Annotated in this window: 19 protein-coding genes; 13 read left to right on the top strand and 6 right to left on the bottom strand. The window is 55.4% G+C overall.

The window, feature by feature from the left end:
* Positions 1-111: 111 nt before the first annotated feature.
* Positions 112-2814: a D-alanine--D-alanine ligase family protein gene (locus B051_RS0112325; protein ID WP_018478509.1), complete on the bottom strand. Its 2703-nt coding sequence runs from the start codon at positions 2812-2814 to the stop codon at positions 112-114.
* 1117 nt (positions 2815-3931) lie between these two features.
* Here B051_RS0112325 and B051_RS0112320 point away from each other — a divergent pair.
* From B051_RS0112320 to B051_RS0112290, 7 genes are all read left to right on the top strand, one after another.
* Positions 3932-5131, top strand: coding sequence for a phosphoglycerate kinase (locus B051_RS0112320; RefSeq protein ID WP_018478508.1), 1200 nt, complete (start codon positions 3932-3934; stop codon positions 5129-5131).
* Positions 5132-5349: 218 nt separating this feature from the next.
* Positions 5350-6561, top strand: coding sequence for a porin (locus tag B051_RS0112315; RefSeq protein ID WP_026236370.1), 1212 nt, complete (start codon positions 5350-5352; stop codon positions 6559-6561).
* Between the two features lie 125 nt (positions 6562-6686).
* Entirely contained in the window at positions 6687-6902 is a 216-nt protein-coding gene (locus B051_RS0112310) for a VF530 family protein (RefSeq protein ID WP_033316865.1), read from the top strand.
* Positions 6903-6926: 24 nt separating this feature from the next.
* Positions 6927-7310, top strand: a complete 384-nt coding sequence (locus B051_RS0112305) for an SRPBCC domain-containing protein (protein ID WP_018478505.1) — start codon at positions 6927-6929, stop codon at positions 7308-7310.
* An 8-nt stretch (positions 7311-7318) separates the two neighbouring features.
* The gene (locus tag B051_RS0112300) at positions 7319-8905 is read left to right on the top strand and encodes an amidase family protein (RefSeq protein ID WP_018478504.1); all 1587 of its coding nucleotides are present in this window, start codon (positions 7319-7321) and stop codon (positions 8903-8905) included.
* Positions 8906-8911: 6 nt separating this feature from the next.
* A complete protein-coding gene (locus B051_RS0112295; protein WP_018478503.1) occupies positions 8912-9898 on the top strand; it encodes an ABC transporter ATP-binding protein in 987 nt (328 codons plus the stop codon).
* 250 nt (positions 9899-10148) lie between these two features.
* A complete protein-coding gene (locus B051_RS0112290) occupies positions 10149-10406 on the top strand; it encodes a DUF6970 domain-containing protein (protein WP_018478502.1) in 258 nt (85 codons plus the stop codon).
* A 112-nt stretch (positions 10407-10518) separates the two neighbouring features.
* Here the strand turns inward: B051_RS0112290 and B051_RS0112285 are convergent, their stop codons facing one another.
* From B051_RS0112285 to B051_RS0112275, 3 genes are all read right to left on the bottom strand, one after another.
* The gene (locus B051_RS0112285; RefSeq protein WP_018478501.1) at positions 10519-11304 is read right to left on the bottom strand and encodes a hypothetical protein; all 786 of its coding nucleotides are present in this window, start codon (positions 11302-11304) and stop codon (positions 10519-10521) included.
* 160 nt (positions 11305-11464) lie between these two features.
* On the bottom strand, positions 11465-11989 hold the full coding sequence (locus B051_RS0112280; protein ID WP_018478500.1) for a DinB family protein: 525 nt from the start codon (positions 11987-11989) through the stop codon (positions 11465-11467).
* 40 nt (positions 11990-12029) lie between these two features.
* Positions 12030-12974 carry an NADP-dependent oxidoreductase gene (locus B051_RS0112275; protein ID WP_018478499.1) on the bottom strand — a complete coding sequence of 315 codons (945 nt, stop codon included), beginning with the start codon at positions 12972-12974 and terminating at the stop codon, positions 12030-12032.
* A gap of 149 nt (positions 12975-13123) precedes the next feature.
* Between B051_RS0112275 and B051_RS0112270 the strand changes: the two genes are divergently transcribed.
* Complete coding sequence (locus tag B051_RS0112270; protein WP_018478498.1) at positions 13124-13417, top strand: DUF1330 domain-containing protein; 294 nt, start codon at positions 13124-13126, stop codon at positions 13415-13417.
* A gap of 128 nt (positions 13418-13545) precedes the next feature.
* Positions 13546-13833 carry a hypothetical protein gene (locus tag B051_RS21245; protein WP_018478497.1) on the top strand — a complete coding sequence of 96 codons (288 nt, stop codon included), beginning with the start codon at positions 13546-13548 and terminating at the stop codon, positions 13831-13833.
* A 105-nt stretch (positions 13834-13938) separates the two neighbouring features.
* On the opposite strand, the gene B051_RS0112260 is transcribed toward B051_RS21245, so the two are convergent.
* Positions 13939-14565 carry a hypothetical protein gene (locus B051_RS0112260; protein ID WP_018478496.1) on the bottom strand — a complete coding sequence of 209 codons (627 nt, stop codon included), beginning with the start codon at positions 14563-14565 and terminating at the stop codon, positions 13939-13941.
* A gap of 64 nt (positions 14566-14629) precedes the next feature.
* On the opposite strand from B051_RS0112260, the gene B051_RS0112255 reads away from it, so the two are divergent.
* From B051_RS0112255 to B051_RS0112240, 4 genes are all read left to right on the top strand, one after another.
* Entirely contained in the window at positions 14630-15055 is a 426-nt protein-coding gene (locus B051_RS0112255; RefSeq protein ID WP_018478495.1) for a nuclear transport factor 2 family protein, read from the top strand.
* Between the two features lie 24 nt (positions 15056-15079).
* The gene (locus B051_RS0112250) at positions 15080-15709 is read left to right on the top strand and encodes an HAD family hydrolase (RefSeq protein WP_018478494.1); all 630 of its coding nucleotides are present in this window, start codon (positions 15080-15082) and stop codon (positions 15707-15709) included.
* A gap of 74 nt (positions 15710-15783) precedes the next feature.
* Complete coding sequence (locus B051_RS0112245) at positions 15784-16269, top strand: GNAT family N-acetyltransferase (protein ID WP_018478493.1); 486 nt, start codon at positions 15784-15786, stop codon at positions 16267-16269.
* A 183-nt stretch (positions 16270-16452) separates the two neighbouring features.
* Positions 16453-16905, top strand: coding sequence for a hypothetical protein (locus B051_RS0112240; RefSeq protein WP_018478492.1), 453 nt, complete (start codon positions 16453-16455; stop codon positions 16903-16905).
* An 85-nt stretch (positions 16906-16990) separates the two neighbouring features.
* Here the strand turns inward: B051_RS0112240 and B051_RS0112235 are convergent, their stop codons facing one another.
* Positions 16991-18055 (bottom strand): class I SAM-dependent methyltransferase, encoded by a 1065-nt coding sequence (locus B051_RS0112235; RefSeq protein WP_018478491.1) that lies wholly within the window; start codon positions 18053-18055, stop codon positions 16991-16993.
* Positions 18056-18140: the final 85 nt, after the last annotated feature.

Raw genomic sequence — 18140 nt, 5'->3', positions numbered from 1 at the left:
CCCTTTTATCGTTCATCCTTTTTTGTCATTTCGACGATAGGAGAAATCTGTTACAGAGTGTAGCTATCTAAGATTCCTCCTATCGTCGGAATGACAATAGTATAGTAACACCTAAATGAGCGCCTTCATCTTCGTGCGCTCTATACCAAAGGTGAGGATGCGGTCGATGAACTCGTATGGCTTGTACCCGTTGATGGCCGTCTGGTGGAAGATGCAGGTAGCCGGCGTCATACCCGGCAGGGAGTTCACCTCGATGATGATGGTCTCCACCTCGTCGTTCTCCAGTACGCGCACAAAAGCGTCGATGCGGGCGTAGCCTTCTATCTGCAGAATCTGCGCCACGCGCTTCAGGTCTTCCTTCACCTGGTCCGAAATACGTTGGCGGCGCTCCGGGTCAGCGGCATAGCGCGCCGGAGTGATGTTCTGGCCTTCTCCGGCCAGGAACTTCTCTTCCAGGGACAGCACCTCTCCTTCTGCCAGTGCCTCCGACGCTTCAAACACCTCGTATTCCACGGTGCCGTCCGGGCTATACCTGGTGAGCAGACCTCCGGTTATCTCCAGGAAGTGCTTCGCACCGTTGCGGCTGATGAGGGTTTCCACCAGGAAGCCTGCCTTGTTCGGGAATTCCTCCTTGAAACCCAACGAAAGCGTGCGAGCGCATTCCGTGTCCAGTTCCTCCATCTCTCTAAAGATAAGGGTTGTGAACGCCTCCAGCTCCGCACGGTTCTTTATCTTCTTCACTGCTGAGCTGCAGCCATCGTCGGCTGGCTTGGCGATGAAAGGATATGGAAACTCCGCCTCTATACCTTGGAAGAAGGCTTCTTTGTCGGCTAGCCAGTCTTCTTTCATGGCCATGCGGTGCTTGGCTACCGGAACGCCGTGCTTGGCAAGGATTTCGTTGGTTTCGTACTTGTTGATGGTTATCTGCGAGGAGCTGATGCCAGAACCGTTGTACGGGATATACAGCTTCTCCAGTTCCTGCTGCAGGGCACCGTCCTCACCCGGACGACCGTGCAGCGCAATAAACACCGCATCAACCAGGTTCTTGAGCTGCGTATAGCTGATACGCTGCGGCTCCTCCAGACTGCGGCCCGTGTACTTGCGGGTGATACCTTCCGCCTCCTGTATGATTTCCTGCAACACCGGATGCGGCTTTCCGCCCTGCTCAAAATGCTGGATTTTCTCCCTGATGTCATCGGCATTGTCCTTCAGCATGATGTTGATGGGGATGCTGTAGAGACGGTGGGACTCGTTGCTGCCCGTCAGGAAGATAGGCAGCGGCTCGTATTTGGTGGAAGAGGAAAGCTTCTCATAAATGTTACGGCCGCTCTCCACCGAAATGTGACGCTCCGAAGAGTAGCCGCCCATAATCACGCCCACACGAATCTTGTCGTGGCGGTGCGCGTTCTCCTCGCGTATGGCAATGTCAAGTTGCTGTAGCAACCTGGTCAGCGTTACAGTGTCCTTGCCCGATTTCAGTCGCTCGGCCACCGAGGTGCGGATGATGTAGGTCAGGAACTGCGACGGGTTCAAACCAATCTCGGCTGCCTGGTGGAAGAAGAACGACGACGGCAACATACCCGACGTTGTGTTCGGGTCGTTCAGGAAAATGTCGCCGGCCTCGGTGATGAAGCCATCCAGACGAGCATATACGTTAAAGCCCAGGTCCACGAACAGCTTGCTGCAGTTGCGCCGTATCTGCTGTATCTGCTCCGTAGGCAGGTTTATCGGTGTTATTTTGCGGGCTAGCCCCGGCAGGTATTTCGAACGGTAATCGAATACCTCATTGCCTTTCACAATCTCAGTCGGTGGCAAGGCAATAGGCTGACCAGCTTCGTCCTGCACCACGATGCAGGAGAACTCGCGCCCTCTGATGAAGGCCTCTACCAGCACCTGCTGCTCATGCTCCACGCTAGTGAGCGTGATAGTTTCAGTGGCGGTGGTCGCAAAGGTATGGTTGATGTGGTTCAGCAGTTCCTCCGGGTGGTACAGGATGGTGCCATTCTCCAGCACAACCGGCATGCCGATGCCCTCGCGGATGTCCACGAGCTGCTTCATGCTGGCCACCTGCTTCTCCTCACCCAGCGCCAGCCAAGCTGTTTTGTAGATGTTCTTGGTAAAGAAGCTGCGGTCCATGCCCTGCTCAAACAAGGTATAGTCATGCTCTTTAACAATGGAAACTCCGATGGAGGAACCTTGATGCGGGGCCTTGAGCACAAGCGGCAGACCCAAATCCGCTACCAGCGACTCAAACAGCTGCTGGCGGTTCTCCTGCTGCTTCCACTCGGCGTACTGCACCTTGCGGTAATCCGGCGTCGGGAAACCGTGCTGCTTGAGCAGCTCCTTCTGCGCCGCCTTGTCGATGCCGATAGCCGATGGCAAAATACCGGAGCCGGAGTAAGGTATATGGTACCACTCCAGCAGGCCCTGAATGCTGCCATCTTCGCCGTAAGGCCCATGCAGGGCCAGGAAAGCGAAGTCGAAATGATTACGGAACTCGTGCGGCAGCAGGCGATTGCCCGCTTTGGCAATGATGCGGTCCTGCTCCTCGATGCTCAGCTCGCCCATGGATTCCAGGTATATCTGCAGCCCGTGCTCGCTTTCCGGCAACACCTCCACCGGCGGGTAGAAGTCGCGGATGGTGCCTTTGTAGATGTACTGCCAGTCCAGCAAAATGAAGTTGCCCAGGCTGTCAGCAAACACCGGAACGGCCTCGAAAAGCGCCTTGTCCAGGTTATCGTATACCGTGCGGCCACCTGCAAAGGATATCTCCCGCTCACGCGATGGTCCGCCAAAAATTATTCCTACTCTCATGGTATGCAAAGGTAACAAATACGTGTGTATTTTGAGGGGCAAAAGTTACTGGAAGCTTTTGGAAATACATAGCAAAATCCGGTTTTATGCTGTTATCAGGTATAGCCATCGGGGAATCAGGTGTTGCACCATCGGTCTGGCTCCAGCCGTTGGCCCGGTATAGGTACTGTAAGAGCTGTTCATCTAGACTTTCCTTCTATTAATTTAACTTCCCCACAGTGGAGTGGAATCGGGAACGTTTGTCACCCTCCTGCCCCCTTCGAAGGGAGACATTTCCTGCACTTGATTTGTCATTTCGACCTTAGGGAGAAATCTGTTACCCTTAGGGCCGTACATCCAGCGCCAGCGCCGATGCGGCTTTTTATAAGGGCTCAGATGGACAACAGCAGAGGCATACGTGTGAAGGATACCAAGTGCAAAACGCCCTCGCATTTTCCACCGCCAGTCCCCGCTGCGCTCGGACTGACGGCATACAGGTACCAGATTCCTCCTTTCGTCGGAATGACAGGAACGGGTGGGCATGATTGGAGCGTGTGCGGGCATAGGTATAGGATAGGTATGGCCGGGTCCAACCACCCCTGGCCCCTCCTTGTCTAAGGAGGGGAGTCGGCCACTGCTGCTAGTTAGGTTTAGGCGTTGTTGCTACTCGTTTTCTCGAATGATTAACCCACCCCTACCCCTCCGAGGAGGGGAATTTCCGCACAAATAGGTATAGCTGTATTCATCATAGTTGGCAGGTATAGCAAGGCATACCCGCACGGCAGCTACAAAGGTATAGCTTCAGCCAGGTGCACTTATCGACGATTTTGTGTTTGAGCGTCAGCGAGTTTAAAAGCGTCTTGACTTTTTTGCCTACTTTTTTTGTCAAGAAAAAAAGTAGGTGCCCGCCGCACAGGCGAAGCTATGAAACAAGAAAGGTATAGGTATAGGATAGCAGCATCTACTCCAGCCAGGTATAGCTATACCTGCACAGCGGGCCAGTGGCCCCACCCTAGATAAGCCTGAAAACAAATCATAGCCTTTTCACTATATTTGTCTTGTCATTTCGGAATTCCGGAAACAAAAAAACCGCAATCACGAAAAACGAGTAACGACTAACGATATAACGACAAACTTCATGAGAACAGTAGACACGTATAACTTTGCCGGCAAAAAAGCACTGGTTCGGGTGGACTTCAACGTACCCCTGGATGCTGACTACCGCATCACCGATGACACCCGCATCCGGGCGGCGGTGCCGACTATCCAGAAAATACTGAGCGACGGTGGAGCCGTGATTCTGATGTCGCACCTGGGTCGACCAAAATCAGGTCCGGAGGAAAAGTACTCGCTGCGGCACCTGGTGGACCGTCTTTCCTCAGAGTTCAACACCAACGTGAAGTTTGCCGCTGACTGCATAGGCCCTGAGGCCGCGCAACTGGCCCAGGAGTTGCAGCCAGGCGAAATCCTGCTGCTGGAGAACCTGCGCTTCCACAAAGAGGAGGAAAAAGGCGACCCGGATTTCGCCAGAGAGCTGGCACAGCTGGGTGATGTGTACGTGAACGATGCCTTCGGCACCGCGCACCGCGAGCACGCCTCCACGGCCGTGATTGCCCGCTACTTCCCGAACGACAAAGTGATGGGCTACGTGATGCACGCCGAACTGGACAACGCCCGCCGCGTGCTCGACAACGTGGAGCGCCCTTATACCGCCATTATGGGTGGTGCCAAGATATCGGACAAAATCCAAATCATAGAGAAGCTCATGGACAGGGTGGACAACCTGCTAATTGGCGGCGGCATGTCCTATACCTTTGTGAAAGCAGATGGCGGCCAAATCGGTTCTTCGCTGGTGGAGGCCGACAAAGTGGACCTGGCTGCCCGACTGATTGCCATGGCCAAGGAGAAAGGCGTAAACCTGATGATTCCGGTGGATTCCATCATCGCCGATGAGTTCAGCAACGACGCCAACGTCGACACCTCCCTGAGTCATCACATCAAACCGATGTGGATGGGCCTCGACATAGGACCAAACGCCCGTGAAATGTACGCTGATGTGATTCGAGACTCCAAGACCATCCTTTGGAACGGACCTATGGGTGTTTTCGAGATGTCGAATTTCTCGGTAGGAACAGAGGCCATTGCGGACGCCGTGGTAGACGCGACCCGCCGCGGTGCTTACTCTCTGATAGGCGGCGGCGACTCTGCTGCCGCTGTGAACAAATTCGGCTACGCAGACCGCGTGTCCTACGTGTCGACAGGCGGCGGTGCGCTGCTGGAGTACATGGAAGGCAAAACGCTTCCGGGTGTGGCCGCCATCGAGCGCGACGATTACTAAGCGCTTGCTTTTCAACTAAAGGCATCCGCTATACCTGTAACATACTGAGTGAGGTCACATTAAAAAGTTGATGAATCCCCTGCTGCTACCAAGTGGCAGGGGATTTTCACGAATAACAACCAGCCTCACCCTACGACAACCCATTTCACTTTAACCTACTCTTCCTGTATCACTGACGCTGTCAATTGGAAGACCTTACACTTAGCCAAAGACTACACATGAGAATCTATACCTTGTTTCTGGCGCTCCTGCTCCTGGGTCCTGCTACGGCAGTGGCCCAATCCGAGGAAGGCAGCAGCGCTCCCCAGTTCAGTTTCAAGAGAGGCGTAGGCGTGGTGGCGCCTGATACTGCCTTTTCGGTGAACATGCGCTTCCGGATGCAGAGCCGGGCCGTGTACAACACCATCTCTAAAGATGATTTTGGCGTGTCGGAATACGAATTGCGGGTGCGTCGCCTGCGGCTGCGCTTCGACGGGTTCATGTACTCCCCCAAACTGACGTATAGCGTTCAGCTTTCCTTTTCCCGGGGCGATATGGACTGGAGCATGCGGGACCAATCCAACATCAACACCAGCCCCAACGTGGTGCGAGATGCCGTTGTCCACTACCGTCCCAATGACCGATGGCAGTTTTCGTTTGGGCAGACCAAGTTGCCTGGCAATCGCCAGCGCGTCGTCTCCTCCGGCGAGCAGCAGTTCATTGACCGCTCCATCGTGAACGGACTCTTCAACATTGACCGTGACTTTGGTTTCCAGTCGGTATACAGCAACAACCTGGGTGGCCTCCATTACCTTTTAAAGGGAGCCGTGATATCCGGCGAAGGGCGTAACGTGTTCACCACCGACAGGGGCCTCTCTTATACCGGTCGGATAGAGCTGCTGCCTTTGGGAGAATTCACCAACGGCGGCGACTATTTTGAGGGGGACCTGGAGCGCGAACCAACCCCGAAGCTGTCGTTGGCGGGAGGCATGAACCATAATGAGAACGCCCGCCGCACCGGAGGACAGACCGGCCGCGACCTCTACCAGGAGACCGACATGCAGACCTACTTTCTGGACGGCCTACTCAAGTATAGGGGTATGGCACTCTACGCAGAATACATGGCCCGGGAAGCCGATAATCCGTTCACCTTCAACCCTGCCGGCGATACCCGCTACATCCTGACCGGACACGGCCAGAACTACCAGTTGAGCTACCTGTTCCAGAACAACCTGGAAGTGGCCGGTCGCTACTCGCGCATCACCCCGAATCAGGAAGTGCGGACGGTGGAGAACACAGAGGAAGCCTACATAGCCGGCGTCACGAAGTACCTGCGCCGCCACCGGGTCAAGCTGCAGGGCAACCTGGCCTACCACTCCCTCAACGCCTTTTCGCCCGTAAACGATGACTACCACTGGTCGGCTGCCTTTCAGATAGAATTGGGCATTTGACGTATGCGGCAAAAGGCCAGGTGCAGACTATACCTGCTGCCATACCTGAGCGCCTTGAGTGAAAGTACAGGTATAGATTGCGTATTCAGAATAATGTACGGATAATTGCACGCTATTCAGAAATCATGGAAGAACAGAAGAACAACCCCCTGCACGGCAAAACACTGGAGCGCATCCTGGTGCAGCTCGTAGACTACTATGGCTGGGAAGAGCTGGGGTATAAAATCAACATCAACAGCTTCAACGTCAACCCGAGCATCAACTCCAGCCTCAAGTTCCTGCGCAAGACCCCCTGGGCCAGGCAGAAAGTGGAAGAACTGTATGTCAGGACTTTTGCGTAACCCAACCCCCACTACAGATTTTATATGAAAGACTACAAGAAATACTACATCATACCGGCTGCGCCTGAAGAGGTATACGCCGCCCTCACCAACCCCAACACCATTCAATTGTGGACAGGTGACCCTGCCGAGATGTCTACTGAGCCGGGTTCTGAATTTTCATTGTTCGAAGGCAACATCGTGGGCAAGAACCTGGAGTTTGAAGAAGGGAAAATGTTGGTACAGGAGTGGTACTTCGGCGACCAGCAGGACAAATCTATCGTGACCATCAAGCTGCACCCGCACAAGCAGGGCACCTCCGCCGAACTGCGCCACCTCAACATACCGGATGAGGACTACGAGGACATCGTGGAAGGCTGGAACGAGGCCTATTTCGGCGCCTTGATTGAGTTTTACGAAGAGGACTAACCGCGCCTATGCTGAAGCCAAGCACCATTCTCGTTTTCCTGTCGCTCTGCCTCCTGTTGCTCTCCCGCTGCAGCCCTGTGGCCGAGCGGAGCAGCGCGACAGAGGTTATCCCGTTTGAGGTAGAGGAAGCCACTATTGCCGACATACACCAAGCTTTCCGGGAGGGCAGTTGCACCTGCGAACAGCTGGTGACGACGTACCTGCAGCGCATCGAGCAGTACGACAAGCCAACCAAGCTCAACGCCATCGTGGTGACGAACCAGGAGGCGATTGCCGCTGCCAAGGCACTGGATCAGGAGTATGGCAAAACGAAACGCCTGCGCCAGCTGCACTGCATCCCGCTCATCGTCAAGGACAACTACAACACCATCGGGCTGCAGACGGCGGCTGGCTCGCTGGCCATGAAAGGCTTTATACCCGAGGAGGACGCCTACCAGGTGCGGGTGCTGAAAGAGGCGGGTGCCATCGTGCTGGCCAAGTCCAACATGGCGGAGTGGGCCTTTAGTCCAATGGTGAGCATCAGCTCCATCGCCGGCGAAACCCTGAACCCCTACAACCTGCAACACGTGCCGGCCGGCTCCAGTGGCGGAACCGCAGCGGCGGTGGCGGCCAACCTGGGCACCGTCGGCCTCGGCACCGATACCGGCAACTCCATACGTGGACCCTCTTCGCACAATGCGTTGGTGGGCTTCCGCTCCACCCTGGGCCTCACCAGCCGCCATGGCATTGTGCCGCTATACCTGCGCAACGATGTGGGCGGCCCCATGGCGCGTACCGTGGAGGATGCCACCAAAATTCTCGAAGTGATTGCCGGATATGACCCCAACGACCCGCTTACTAGGTATAGCCAGGGCAAAGTACACCAGAGCTATACCCAGTTTCTGGATAAGGACGGCCTGAAAGGAGCCCGCATCGGGGTGCTGCGCACCTTGAGCGACAACAACCCCGACCCGCAGGTGCAGGCCCTGTTTGAGCAGGCCATCGCTGATTTGAGGAAACTGGGTGCCGAGGTGGTGGACTCCGTGGAGATAATAGACTTTGACAGCCTGCGCCAAGACCAGTGGTGCGCTGTTTTCCTGGAGGACATCAATGCATACCTGGCATCACAGGGAGAGAAAGTGCCGGTCAGGAGCCTGGAGGAAATAGTGGCCTCGGGCAAGTATTCGCCTTACATCAAAGAGAACCTGCAGTATTTCCTGGAGCACCAGGACAACCAGGACGACCCCAACCATACCTGTTCCGATGCCTACACCGACCCAAAGCGCGTCTCTTTCCGGATGGCGGTGGAGCAGGCCATGGACCGCCACCAGTTGGGCGCCATCATCTATCCTACCTGGAACCACCCGCCCGCCAAAGTGGGTGACTTCAAAGGGTACAAGGGAGACAACAGCCAGGTGATTGCCCCGCATACCGGGCAGCCTGCCTTCACGGTACCCATGGGCTATACCTACGATAACCTGCCGGCGGGACTGCAGTTCCTGGGCCGCATGTTCGACGAACCTACGTTGATTAAGTATACCTATTCCTACGAGCAGGGCACGCAGCACCGGAAACCGCCTGCGCGGTTCAGTCAAAATCCATCTCTCTCTAAATAAGTCGTTATGGGTTTTTTAGAAGTGACCGGGGTCAGCGTGCAGGAAGAGGGACATGAGGTGCTGCGGAACATCAGCTTCAGCCAGCGCGAGTACCAGAAAATAGCCATCGCCGGCGAGACAGGCTCCGGCAAAAGCACCTTGCTGCAGACCATCGCGGGCCTGGTGCATGCCAGTAAAGGACAGGTGACTTTTGAAGGAGAGCGCGTGAGAAGTCCGCACGACAAGCTGGTGCCGGGGCATGCAGGTATAGCTTACCTGTCGCAGCAGTACGAGCTACCCCAGTTCCTGCGGGTGGAGCAGGTGCTGCGCTATGCTAACACGCTGGGAGGCGACGAAGCGGAAACACTGTACGAAGTATGCCGCATCAGCCATCTGGCCAAGCGCCGGACCAACCAACTATCGGGCGGGGAGAGGCAGCGCATCGCGCTGGCGCGGTTGCTCAGCACCTGGCCCAGCCTGCTGCTGCTCGATGAACCTTACTCCAACCTGGATGTGGGCCACAAGAACATCCTCAAATCTGTCATACACGACATTACCGAGCGCCTCGCCATCACCTGCATCCTCATCTCCCACGACCCGCACGACACCCTCTCTTGGGCCGACGAAATCATCGTGCTGCAGAATGGACAGATAGTGCAGCAGGGCACACCCGAGCAACTCTACAGGCAACCTAACAGCGTGTACACGGCCTCGCTGTTCGGGAAGTACAACCACATTCCGGCGGCATCTGCTGCGGCGGCGGCTTTCACTTCTTTGCCAGGTATAGCTCCAAACGGAAAGGACCTGCTCATCCGCCCGGAGAACCTACTCTTAACTGCTGACAAAACCGCCTTACCGGCCAGCATGAATAAAGTGACGTTTTTCGGGAGCCACTACGAACTGGAAGCGCAACTGGCAGATGTGGCACTGACTATCCGGACCAGCAAGCACCCGCTCCCGGAAGGCAGCACGGTATACCTGACAATCGACCCGCAGGATGTGAGGCAGTTGTAGGTATAGCGACTAGGTATGGTGGAGCTTCAGGGGTAGCGAGCAGGTATACTTAGTGCAGGCCAGATGCAACCCTAGCAGCCTGTTGAGGGTCATCCAGGTATACCTCCTCACACAGTGAACATAATCGGGGCGGATTTCAGAAATTTCACTCATGAACAAAAGTCGTCTATACCCTATACTGCTTAGCCTTGCTGCCATAACTGTGGTGTCATGTGAAAAGCTCGACTTGCCGCCAGGTACACCAAGCTGTGTGGAGGATAAAATCAGGGAGCTAAAAGCAAAGGATGTCAGGAACCCGCCAGCTGCTGTTTGGCAGTATGAATATGATGGGCAGACCGTCTACTACATTCCTCCTTACTGCTGCGATGTGCCAAGCCAACTCTACGACTCCAACTGCAATTTGATATGCAGCCCAGATGGAGGCTTTACGGGAAGAGGGGACGGTAAATGCAACGACTTTTTTGAGAAGAGGACGAATGAAAGATTGGTCTGGAAGGATGCACGATAAAATCAGTCCATACCCTGAATTTTGCACCACCAGCATCTGCCCCAATTGTGCCAATTTACCGCAGTAAAGCAGGCGAATGCCTCCGCTTAAGCAAAAGATTGAAGCATCGTTCCTACAACGGACTGAAATCTATTGTTTCGCCTTTTGATGTATAGGCCTGCACCAAGCCGAAGCCCTCTTTCAGGTAAATGCCTTGGATGTAAGTGAGCTCGTAATGGCTGTTGAGGAAGACTTCATCTGCTGTGAATCCTGGCGATAAAAGGTACAGATGGTATACCTTCTCGTGTTGTACCCCATTCAGGGTGATGGTTGGATGATACTCCTGCCCGATAGGGTATGGCTTGTTTACCAGCTTGTCCGGGTGCAGAGAAAAGGCAAAGGTCCTAGTAGGCAAGTATCCTTCGTAGTTCATCATGCCACGCGTCACCACGTTCGGAAACTTGTTGTGATATCCCACCGTGATTTGCAGCACATCCTCTACCTCCTCGTGACTGGCAATGTCGCTATACCCATTCGGGTTGAAGTTCTTCGTTTGAAGCAACGAGAGGTAGAAAGGCAGCGTATTATTGTTCGAATAGCCATGTAGCGTTCTGTTCTGTGCCGTGTAATATTCTACACATTTGTAGGTGGCGCCTTTGCCGTGCATGCTGCTCTTGCCGGTACTGCTCACGGGCACATTCACCAGAAACGTGTCCTGTTCAACGGCATAGGCCATAGTACCGACCTTGTTGCTAAATCGGACTTCCACGTTTTCGCCCTTGCCTGCAACTGGCGTAAAGCTGTTCAGGCTCCCCTCCAGGTTTATTTTGCCCAGGTGAAGGTCTTCACAACTACAGGCGTTCAGAAAGAGGCTGAGGAATACGATGCCACAAGCGAGCATCTGTTTCTTGGATTTCATGCCCGGAATATAGGCAAGAATCCTATATAGTGTCAGAACAGCACAGAATAAATTTATGCCGAAAAAATCCCCCTGAAGCCAGGCATCCGCTTGTGATAGGGATGCAATGTTCCCCAGCACAAGCGGATGCCTAAAAAGTAACAAGCAGTAGTGTTACTACCTACTCATTGGTTCTGTCGCGCAGCACCCTTGCCGTAACCAGCAGCTGGCCCACGTGCCGCATGCTGTGCTCGGCGGCATGGAAGAGCAGTCCCATCACGGTGGATTCCACCTGTGCCCGCCCTACCCGGCGGGTTTCGGTCAGCGTGTTTTCATCCGTCTGTCGCAACTGCTCCAGCGCCTTGTCCACCTGCTCATGGAACTGCTGCACCAGGGCCTCGGCCCTTGCATTTTCTCCCGCGGGCTTTCCCTCGGCATACAGAAAGGCCAGTTGCTCCTCCGTCAGCGCCTCTCCGCGGGCGTACGTAAACAGCCTCTCGAGTACTCCTACTAGGTGCTGCAGGTGGTAGCCCACCGAGGCCACCCCTGCCGGCCGCTCCCAAAGCAGCTCTGCCGGGAAGTCCTGCATAAAGTTCTCCACTTCTTCGCGCGCCTGCAGCAGCGCATGGGCCACGGGTTGCAACAGGGACGGCATGTCGGGCAGCGGACCGCGCAGCCAGACTTCCAGGTTTTTAGTCTGTGTCATAGGGTATGTTATGGTTTACAAATCCGGAATGTGTGAGTCTTTAGCCCACGGTCACCACCACCTTGCCACGTGTTTTGCGGGTTTCCACCTGCTGGTGCGCTTTGGCCATGTCCTCAAAATCATATACATGCGACACGTGAGCCGTTAGTAGTCCTTGGGCCATAAGCTCTGCCAGTTTAGTTTGGTCCTCGCCACTGGAGTGCACCAGGTAGTTCTTCGCCTCGATATTCCGTTCCTTGGCCAGCTGCTGCACCGCTTCTTTCGCCCCACCGAGTATGGATATGATTTTGCCGCCGTCTTTCAGCGTCTGCAGCGACCGCCGTGTGTTCTCCTCCCCCAGCGAATCGAGTACGATATCCGCATCCCGCACCACATCCCCTACCTTGTACTCGTTGTAGTCTATCGTCTCATCGGCCCCCATGTTCCGCAGGAAGTCATGGTTCTCAGCGGAGGCGGTGCCTACCACGGTGGCTTTGAAGTATTTGGCTAGCTGTACCGCAAAGTGGCCTACGCCACCGGCTGCGGCATGCACCAGCACGCGCTGCCCCGGCTGTATACCCGCTTCGTGCACCAACACCTGCCAGGCTGTGAGGGCGGCCAGCGTGGCAGCGGCGGCTTCGTGGTGCGGTACGTTGGCCGGCTTGTGGGCCAGATGCGCCTCCGGTGCGGCTACATACTCCGCATAGGCGCGGCCGTTTCCTGGAAAATTCACCATGCCAAAGACCTCATCACCTGGCTTGAAAAATTTAGCATCCTCCCCCACTTCCACCACCTCTCCGGAAATATCCCAGCCGATGATGACGGGAGGAGTCTCATTCAATTGGTTGTAAAAGGCCTTGCCTTCACGGGTTTTCGTATCGACGGGATTAATGCTGATGGCGCGCACTTTCACCAGCACCTCGCCCTTCTGGGGAGATGGTTTCTCTACCTCTTCCAGTCGCAGATTATCGGGAGCACCTGGCTCCCTGAGTACCATTGCTTTCATAGTAGGTGTGTTTTATGGTGTATGCCTTTTCCTAGAACTTAACCTATCCTAAAAGGTTGTCTCGTCTGCCGCATCCTGCGTCCAAGGCTTGCACCCGGTGCGGATTATGGCTAATATGCAAGGTGTTGAACCAATCAAAAGAAAGACCTATGCCAGCCTACATCATAGTGGAAATTGAGGTGACAGACCCCGCCACCTACGAAGAGTACAAGAAGCTCACGCCTGGTTCCCTGCAGCCTTTCGACGGCAAGTTCATCGTGCGCGGCGGGGCCACGGAACTGCTGGAAGGCGAGCAGCAGCCCCAGCGCATTGTGGTCCTCGAGTTCCCGACCATGGAAAAAGCCAAAGCTTGGTGGTCGTCGGAGGAATACGCTGCGGCCAAGGCCCTACGCCAGAGCGCGTCCAACACCCGCATGTTTGCGGTGGAAGGCTTCCAGGGCTAGCCTCACCTTCTCTTTAGAAAAGCCAGCCCAAGCTCCTGTTCCCTGGCTGGCTTTTCTGTTGATAAACCCACGCCATTACATCGCGTTAGTTATAGTAGGATTTGGTTTAACTATAAAATCAAGAGGAGATGATGATGAAGCGATTGACACAAAAGGCAGGAAGCTTTAAGGCCGAAAGAGGCGTGGTGAAATCTTTGGCGCTGGGTGCCTTGACGACCGGGGCGTTCGCGGTGGGCGCGCTGGCAGTGGGAGCATTGGCAGTTGGTGCGCTGGCTGTCGGCAACCTGGCCATACGCAGCATGGTGATGGCGGATGCCCGCATACGCAGACTCTCGATTGAGGAGCTGGACGTGAAGAGCCTCAAAGTGAACAGGCTGACGGTGCGGGATTCAATAGTGACGCCTAATCAACCGTAGCTTCCGTTCAGAAAACCAGGTATAGCCGCGTGCCATACCTGACCAAGAACAACCTCCGTCAATACCTGCTGAGGCATGGTCGAGCCAGCCTGCGGTTATACCTGGCTAGAGCTTCCCTTTGTCCCGCCTGTTGAGGTAGTCCAGCACTTCGTCCACAGAGGCGAGGTCAGCCTTGGCATGGTAGGTCTTGATGCGTTCGAGTTCCCCGGCTATCAGCCCGGCGCGGGTATCCTGCACCTCCCCCTGCGAGTGCGTCACCTCCTCCTGCCAGGGCAGCGGCTTGCCGGGCAGGCTGTACAGGCATAGCTCCGGGTATACCTGCAGCGCCATCGTGACGGCCGTCATGAAGGCCCGCGGCTGCTGAAAGGGGGCCGCCGTCACCACCAGGCTTTTGTATCCCCGCTTTTTGGCGTGCTGCACCATAGACTCCGCCTCAATCCGGGTATGCAAGAGTTGGGTATCGGCAGGGACGGGCGGCACCGCTTCCAGTATACCTTCCCCAATTCCCAGTTGGTCCAGTTGCCTTTTCCATACCTCGAAGCCAGGGTAGCCGCTCAAGGGGCCGGTGCCGAGGCAAAGCACCTTGCTGATGCGGTTTCCCTGGAACAGTCGCTGAGCCGATTCGAAAGTGGCGCTTTGGTTGTCTTCGGTCTGGCCGAATAGGAAGAGCCCGTCCAGCGGCTTCAGGGGCAGGGTGTCGCACAGAGTGCGGATGATAAGTTCTTCTAGCATAGCCTGAGGTATACGCATACCCGCCCGGCGGGATGTATCCCGGCAAAAATGACTACTTTTGCACATGAAACCAAAACGGCACCTGCTCACGCTCCTGCTTTCTTTTTTCGCTATGTCAGCACAAAGCCAGAACAAACCCGACACACCGGCCGTTGTCAAGCCCGTGCAACTGCAACTCGAGGCGTATAACAACCGCGACATCGATGCCTTCGCCAAGGCGTTCAGCGACACGGTGAAGGTATACCGGCAGCCAGGCGTGCTCACTTACCAAGGACGGGATGAACTGCACAGCAGGTATGGCGCTATGTTCGCCGCCACCCCCGACCTCCACTGCGAAATTGTGAACAGAATCATAGCCGGTGATGTGGTGATAGACCATGAGAAGGTGCAGCGCCAGAAAGGCCAGCCCCGCACCGACGCCATTGCCGTATACCGCGTGCAGGACGGCCTGATTGTGGAGGTGACCTTCATTCCACCACACAACCAGTAGGGGCTTTTTTACAAGACAATACTTATGAAGAATAGAATAGACAGCATCATATTCGACCTGGACGGCACCCTTTGGGACGCAGCCGAAACCGTGGCCAAGGCCTGGCGGGCAGCCAAGCAACAGGTAGATTTCGAGATTCAGGACATCTCCGCCGACACCGTCCGTTCCATAGCGGGCACGCAGCACAACCTCATCTTCGACATGCTTTTCCCGCACCTGAGCCAGGAGCAGCGCCAGGAGTTGATGGAGGTAAGCGGCAAGGAGGAGATGGCGCACATCAAACAGCAGGGGGGCCGCCTCTACGACGGGTTGGAGGAAACGCTACGTTACTTGCAGCCCAAGTACAAACTCTTCATTGTGAGCAACTGCCAAAACGGCTACATCGAAGCCTTTCTGGAGCACCACGGCCTGCGTCCCTACTTCCAGGACCACGAGTGCTCCGGCCGCACCGGTGACCCTAAAGACGTGAACCTGAAGGCTATCGTAGAGCGAAACAGACTGGAGTCGCCGGTATACGTGGGCGACACGCAGGGCGATGCCGATGCCGCCGCCAAAGCCGGTGTGCCCTTCCTCTACGCCAGCTACGGCTACCGCGATGTGGAAGCGTACGAGCACCGCCTGGAGCGCATCACCGACCTTACCACCCTTTTTTAGCGGGAGGTCGGCAGCGCTGTCTCCTTTACCCAGCCGGTACACCTGCGTATACGCTTTTTACTAAAGCTACTCCCGTGATTGTAGAAGCACAACCCGAAGACATTGACGAGGTATACGGCCTCTGGCGCATCCTGCTGGACCACCACCAGCACCTGCACCCGGTGTTCCGATATAGGCCGGGCAGCGAACAGGTGCTGAAGTCGGAACTACTCACCCGCCTGAAGGAGAAAAACACCAAGGTCTTTGTGTATCAGTTGCAGGACGAATGGGTGGGGATGATTTTCGCCAGCCTCCGGAATGCCTCCGCCGGTTTCCTGCTCGCTAACAAAGGATATATCGCCGAGACGGTCATCAAAGAGGAGCACCGGGGTTCAGGTATAGGCAAGGAGCTTTTTGAGGCCGCTAGCAAGTGGCTGCTCGACAAAGGGGCTGACCATATCGAGTTGCAGGTGGCAGTCAACAACCCGCAGGCCATCGGCTTCTGGGAGTCGCTGGGGTTCACGCCCTCCACGCAGCACATGGTGCTGCGGCTGCCGGAGACGAAGCATAAAAAGGAATAACACCCATACCAGACGCATTTATACCTAGGGCACTTGTCGCATACTGCCTGCGTCACAGGCAGCAGACAACATTAAAATATTCTTTTATTTCGGGCTAACAGAAGCCACGGGTAGCCGTACGGTTCAGTAGGTGCATCTCCGCACACGAACTTAAATCTCAGGCTATACCTTACGTTTACGCTTATGTTTCCCAAATTTTTCAGGATGCCGCTCATGGCCCTCCTGTTGCTTTCCCTCACAGGCTGCGACAAGGACGAAGAGACGCCGCAGCCCATGGCGACCACTTTCGACAAACAAATCACTTTCCACATCTTCACCGAGGCCGACTACCGCGACTCCCGTTGGAACAACTCCAACATGCGGCTGCACCTCCAGCTCCGGCGACTGGCCCAAAATCCGCACAAGGAGACCGTGGTGCTGGATACGACCATCAGCTGGGCGGCTTTCCGGGACATGCCTTCCAAGGCTGCCAGCCTGCAGTTCGCCCGAAGGTTGCCCCAGGTGAACAGGCTGGACGAGCAGGTGACGGTGAGCATCTCCAAAGTGGTCTCCATAGACGGTTACCAGACCACCTTCGCCCATCAGCAAACCCTGCAGCCAGAGGCCGAGACCGAAGTGGTGGAGGTGAAACTCTAGAGAAGGCCTGAAAAGAAGTGCCCCGACAGCTTCTCCTCTCCCGGGGCACTCTCCTGCTTTCCCGCTTCATTGTTACCCAGGCCGCTCAGGGTCTGAGCTCATACACGTTGTCCAGTGTGGTCTCAGCCACGCTGTTGAAGTAGGTGAAGCCAGCAGCCCGGGCTACCGCCTCTAGTTCCCTTTCACTGCGGTCACCGCCGACTTCTATGAAGTTCGCTTCGTGCTGGTAGCCCACAGGCATGGCGTGCGCTGACCTCAAACGCTGGTAGCGCTCCTCTTCCACCCTGTCCTTCTGCTTGGCCTCTACCACCACGAGTATGCCGTTTGGCTTCAGAACCTCGTAGCAGCCCCGTAGCAGTTCAGGCATCTCGCCTATGTTACGCACGCATTCAATCAAAGTGATTAGGTCGTATTGGTGTGCGTGCACCTGCTCGGTAGTGGCCAGCGCGAAGTGGGCATTGCTGATTCTTTTTTCCTTGGCTAGCAGGCTGGCCCGCTCCACAGACGATTCGTAGTTGTCGAACCCGTAGAAGTCAGAAGCCGGAAACGCCTCCGCCAGCATTAGTGTTGTGGCGCCGTGTCGTCCGCAACCCAAATCGGCCACCGCTATACCTGCCTCTAGTCTGGCTGTCAGCCCCTCAATGCCGGGCAGCCATACCTGAAACAGGCCGGTAATGTACTCTTTGTTGAAGAACCGTGCCGAGGTATCCTCCAGCCCTTCATGCTCTTCTGAGCAATTTGATGCGTGTATGGTTGCAACCAGGCTGTTCTCGGGTTTCTCAGGTCGTATGGTCTTGGGTGACAGGAAGCGGCCTCCTATGTAGAAGGGGCTCTTGCTGTCCGTCATTGCGATGGCGTGTTCGGTGGGTAAGGTATAGGTATTCATGATTGGGTCGTATTCAATATAATGCCTCTCGGCTTGGCTCTCGAGCCATTTTTCGATTGTATTCAGAGGAGCTCCGGAGCGGAGCGCCACATCCTGGGCAGTCAGAGGGCCTGCGTAAGCCATTGCTTTGTACAGACCCAACTTGCTTCCCACGTAGGTTAGGTTGGTGTTTTCAGTAGCATGCAGGTCAGCCATGACGTGCTTCACGAAGTCGGCTATTTTCCTGGTACTGATTTCTTTTGGTAGAATTGCATGTGTTTCCATGATGATTAGGTAATTAGTAGTTGGTAACTGGCTGAAAATTACACAACTACATACCTAAAGTATTGTAGGAATAGCGGAATGTTTT

It is taken from the genome of Pontibacter roseus DSM 17521, assembly GCF_000373265.1.
Classification (GTDB): Bacteria; Bacteroidota; Bacteroidia; order Cytophagales; family Hymenobacteraceae; genus Pontibacter; species Pontibacter roseus.
This window is presented reverse-complemented; position numbering and strand designations above follow the sequence as displayed.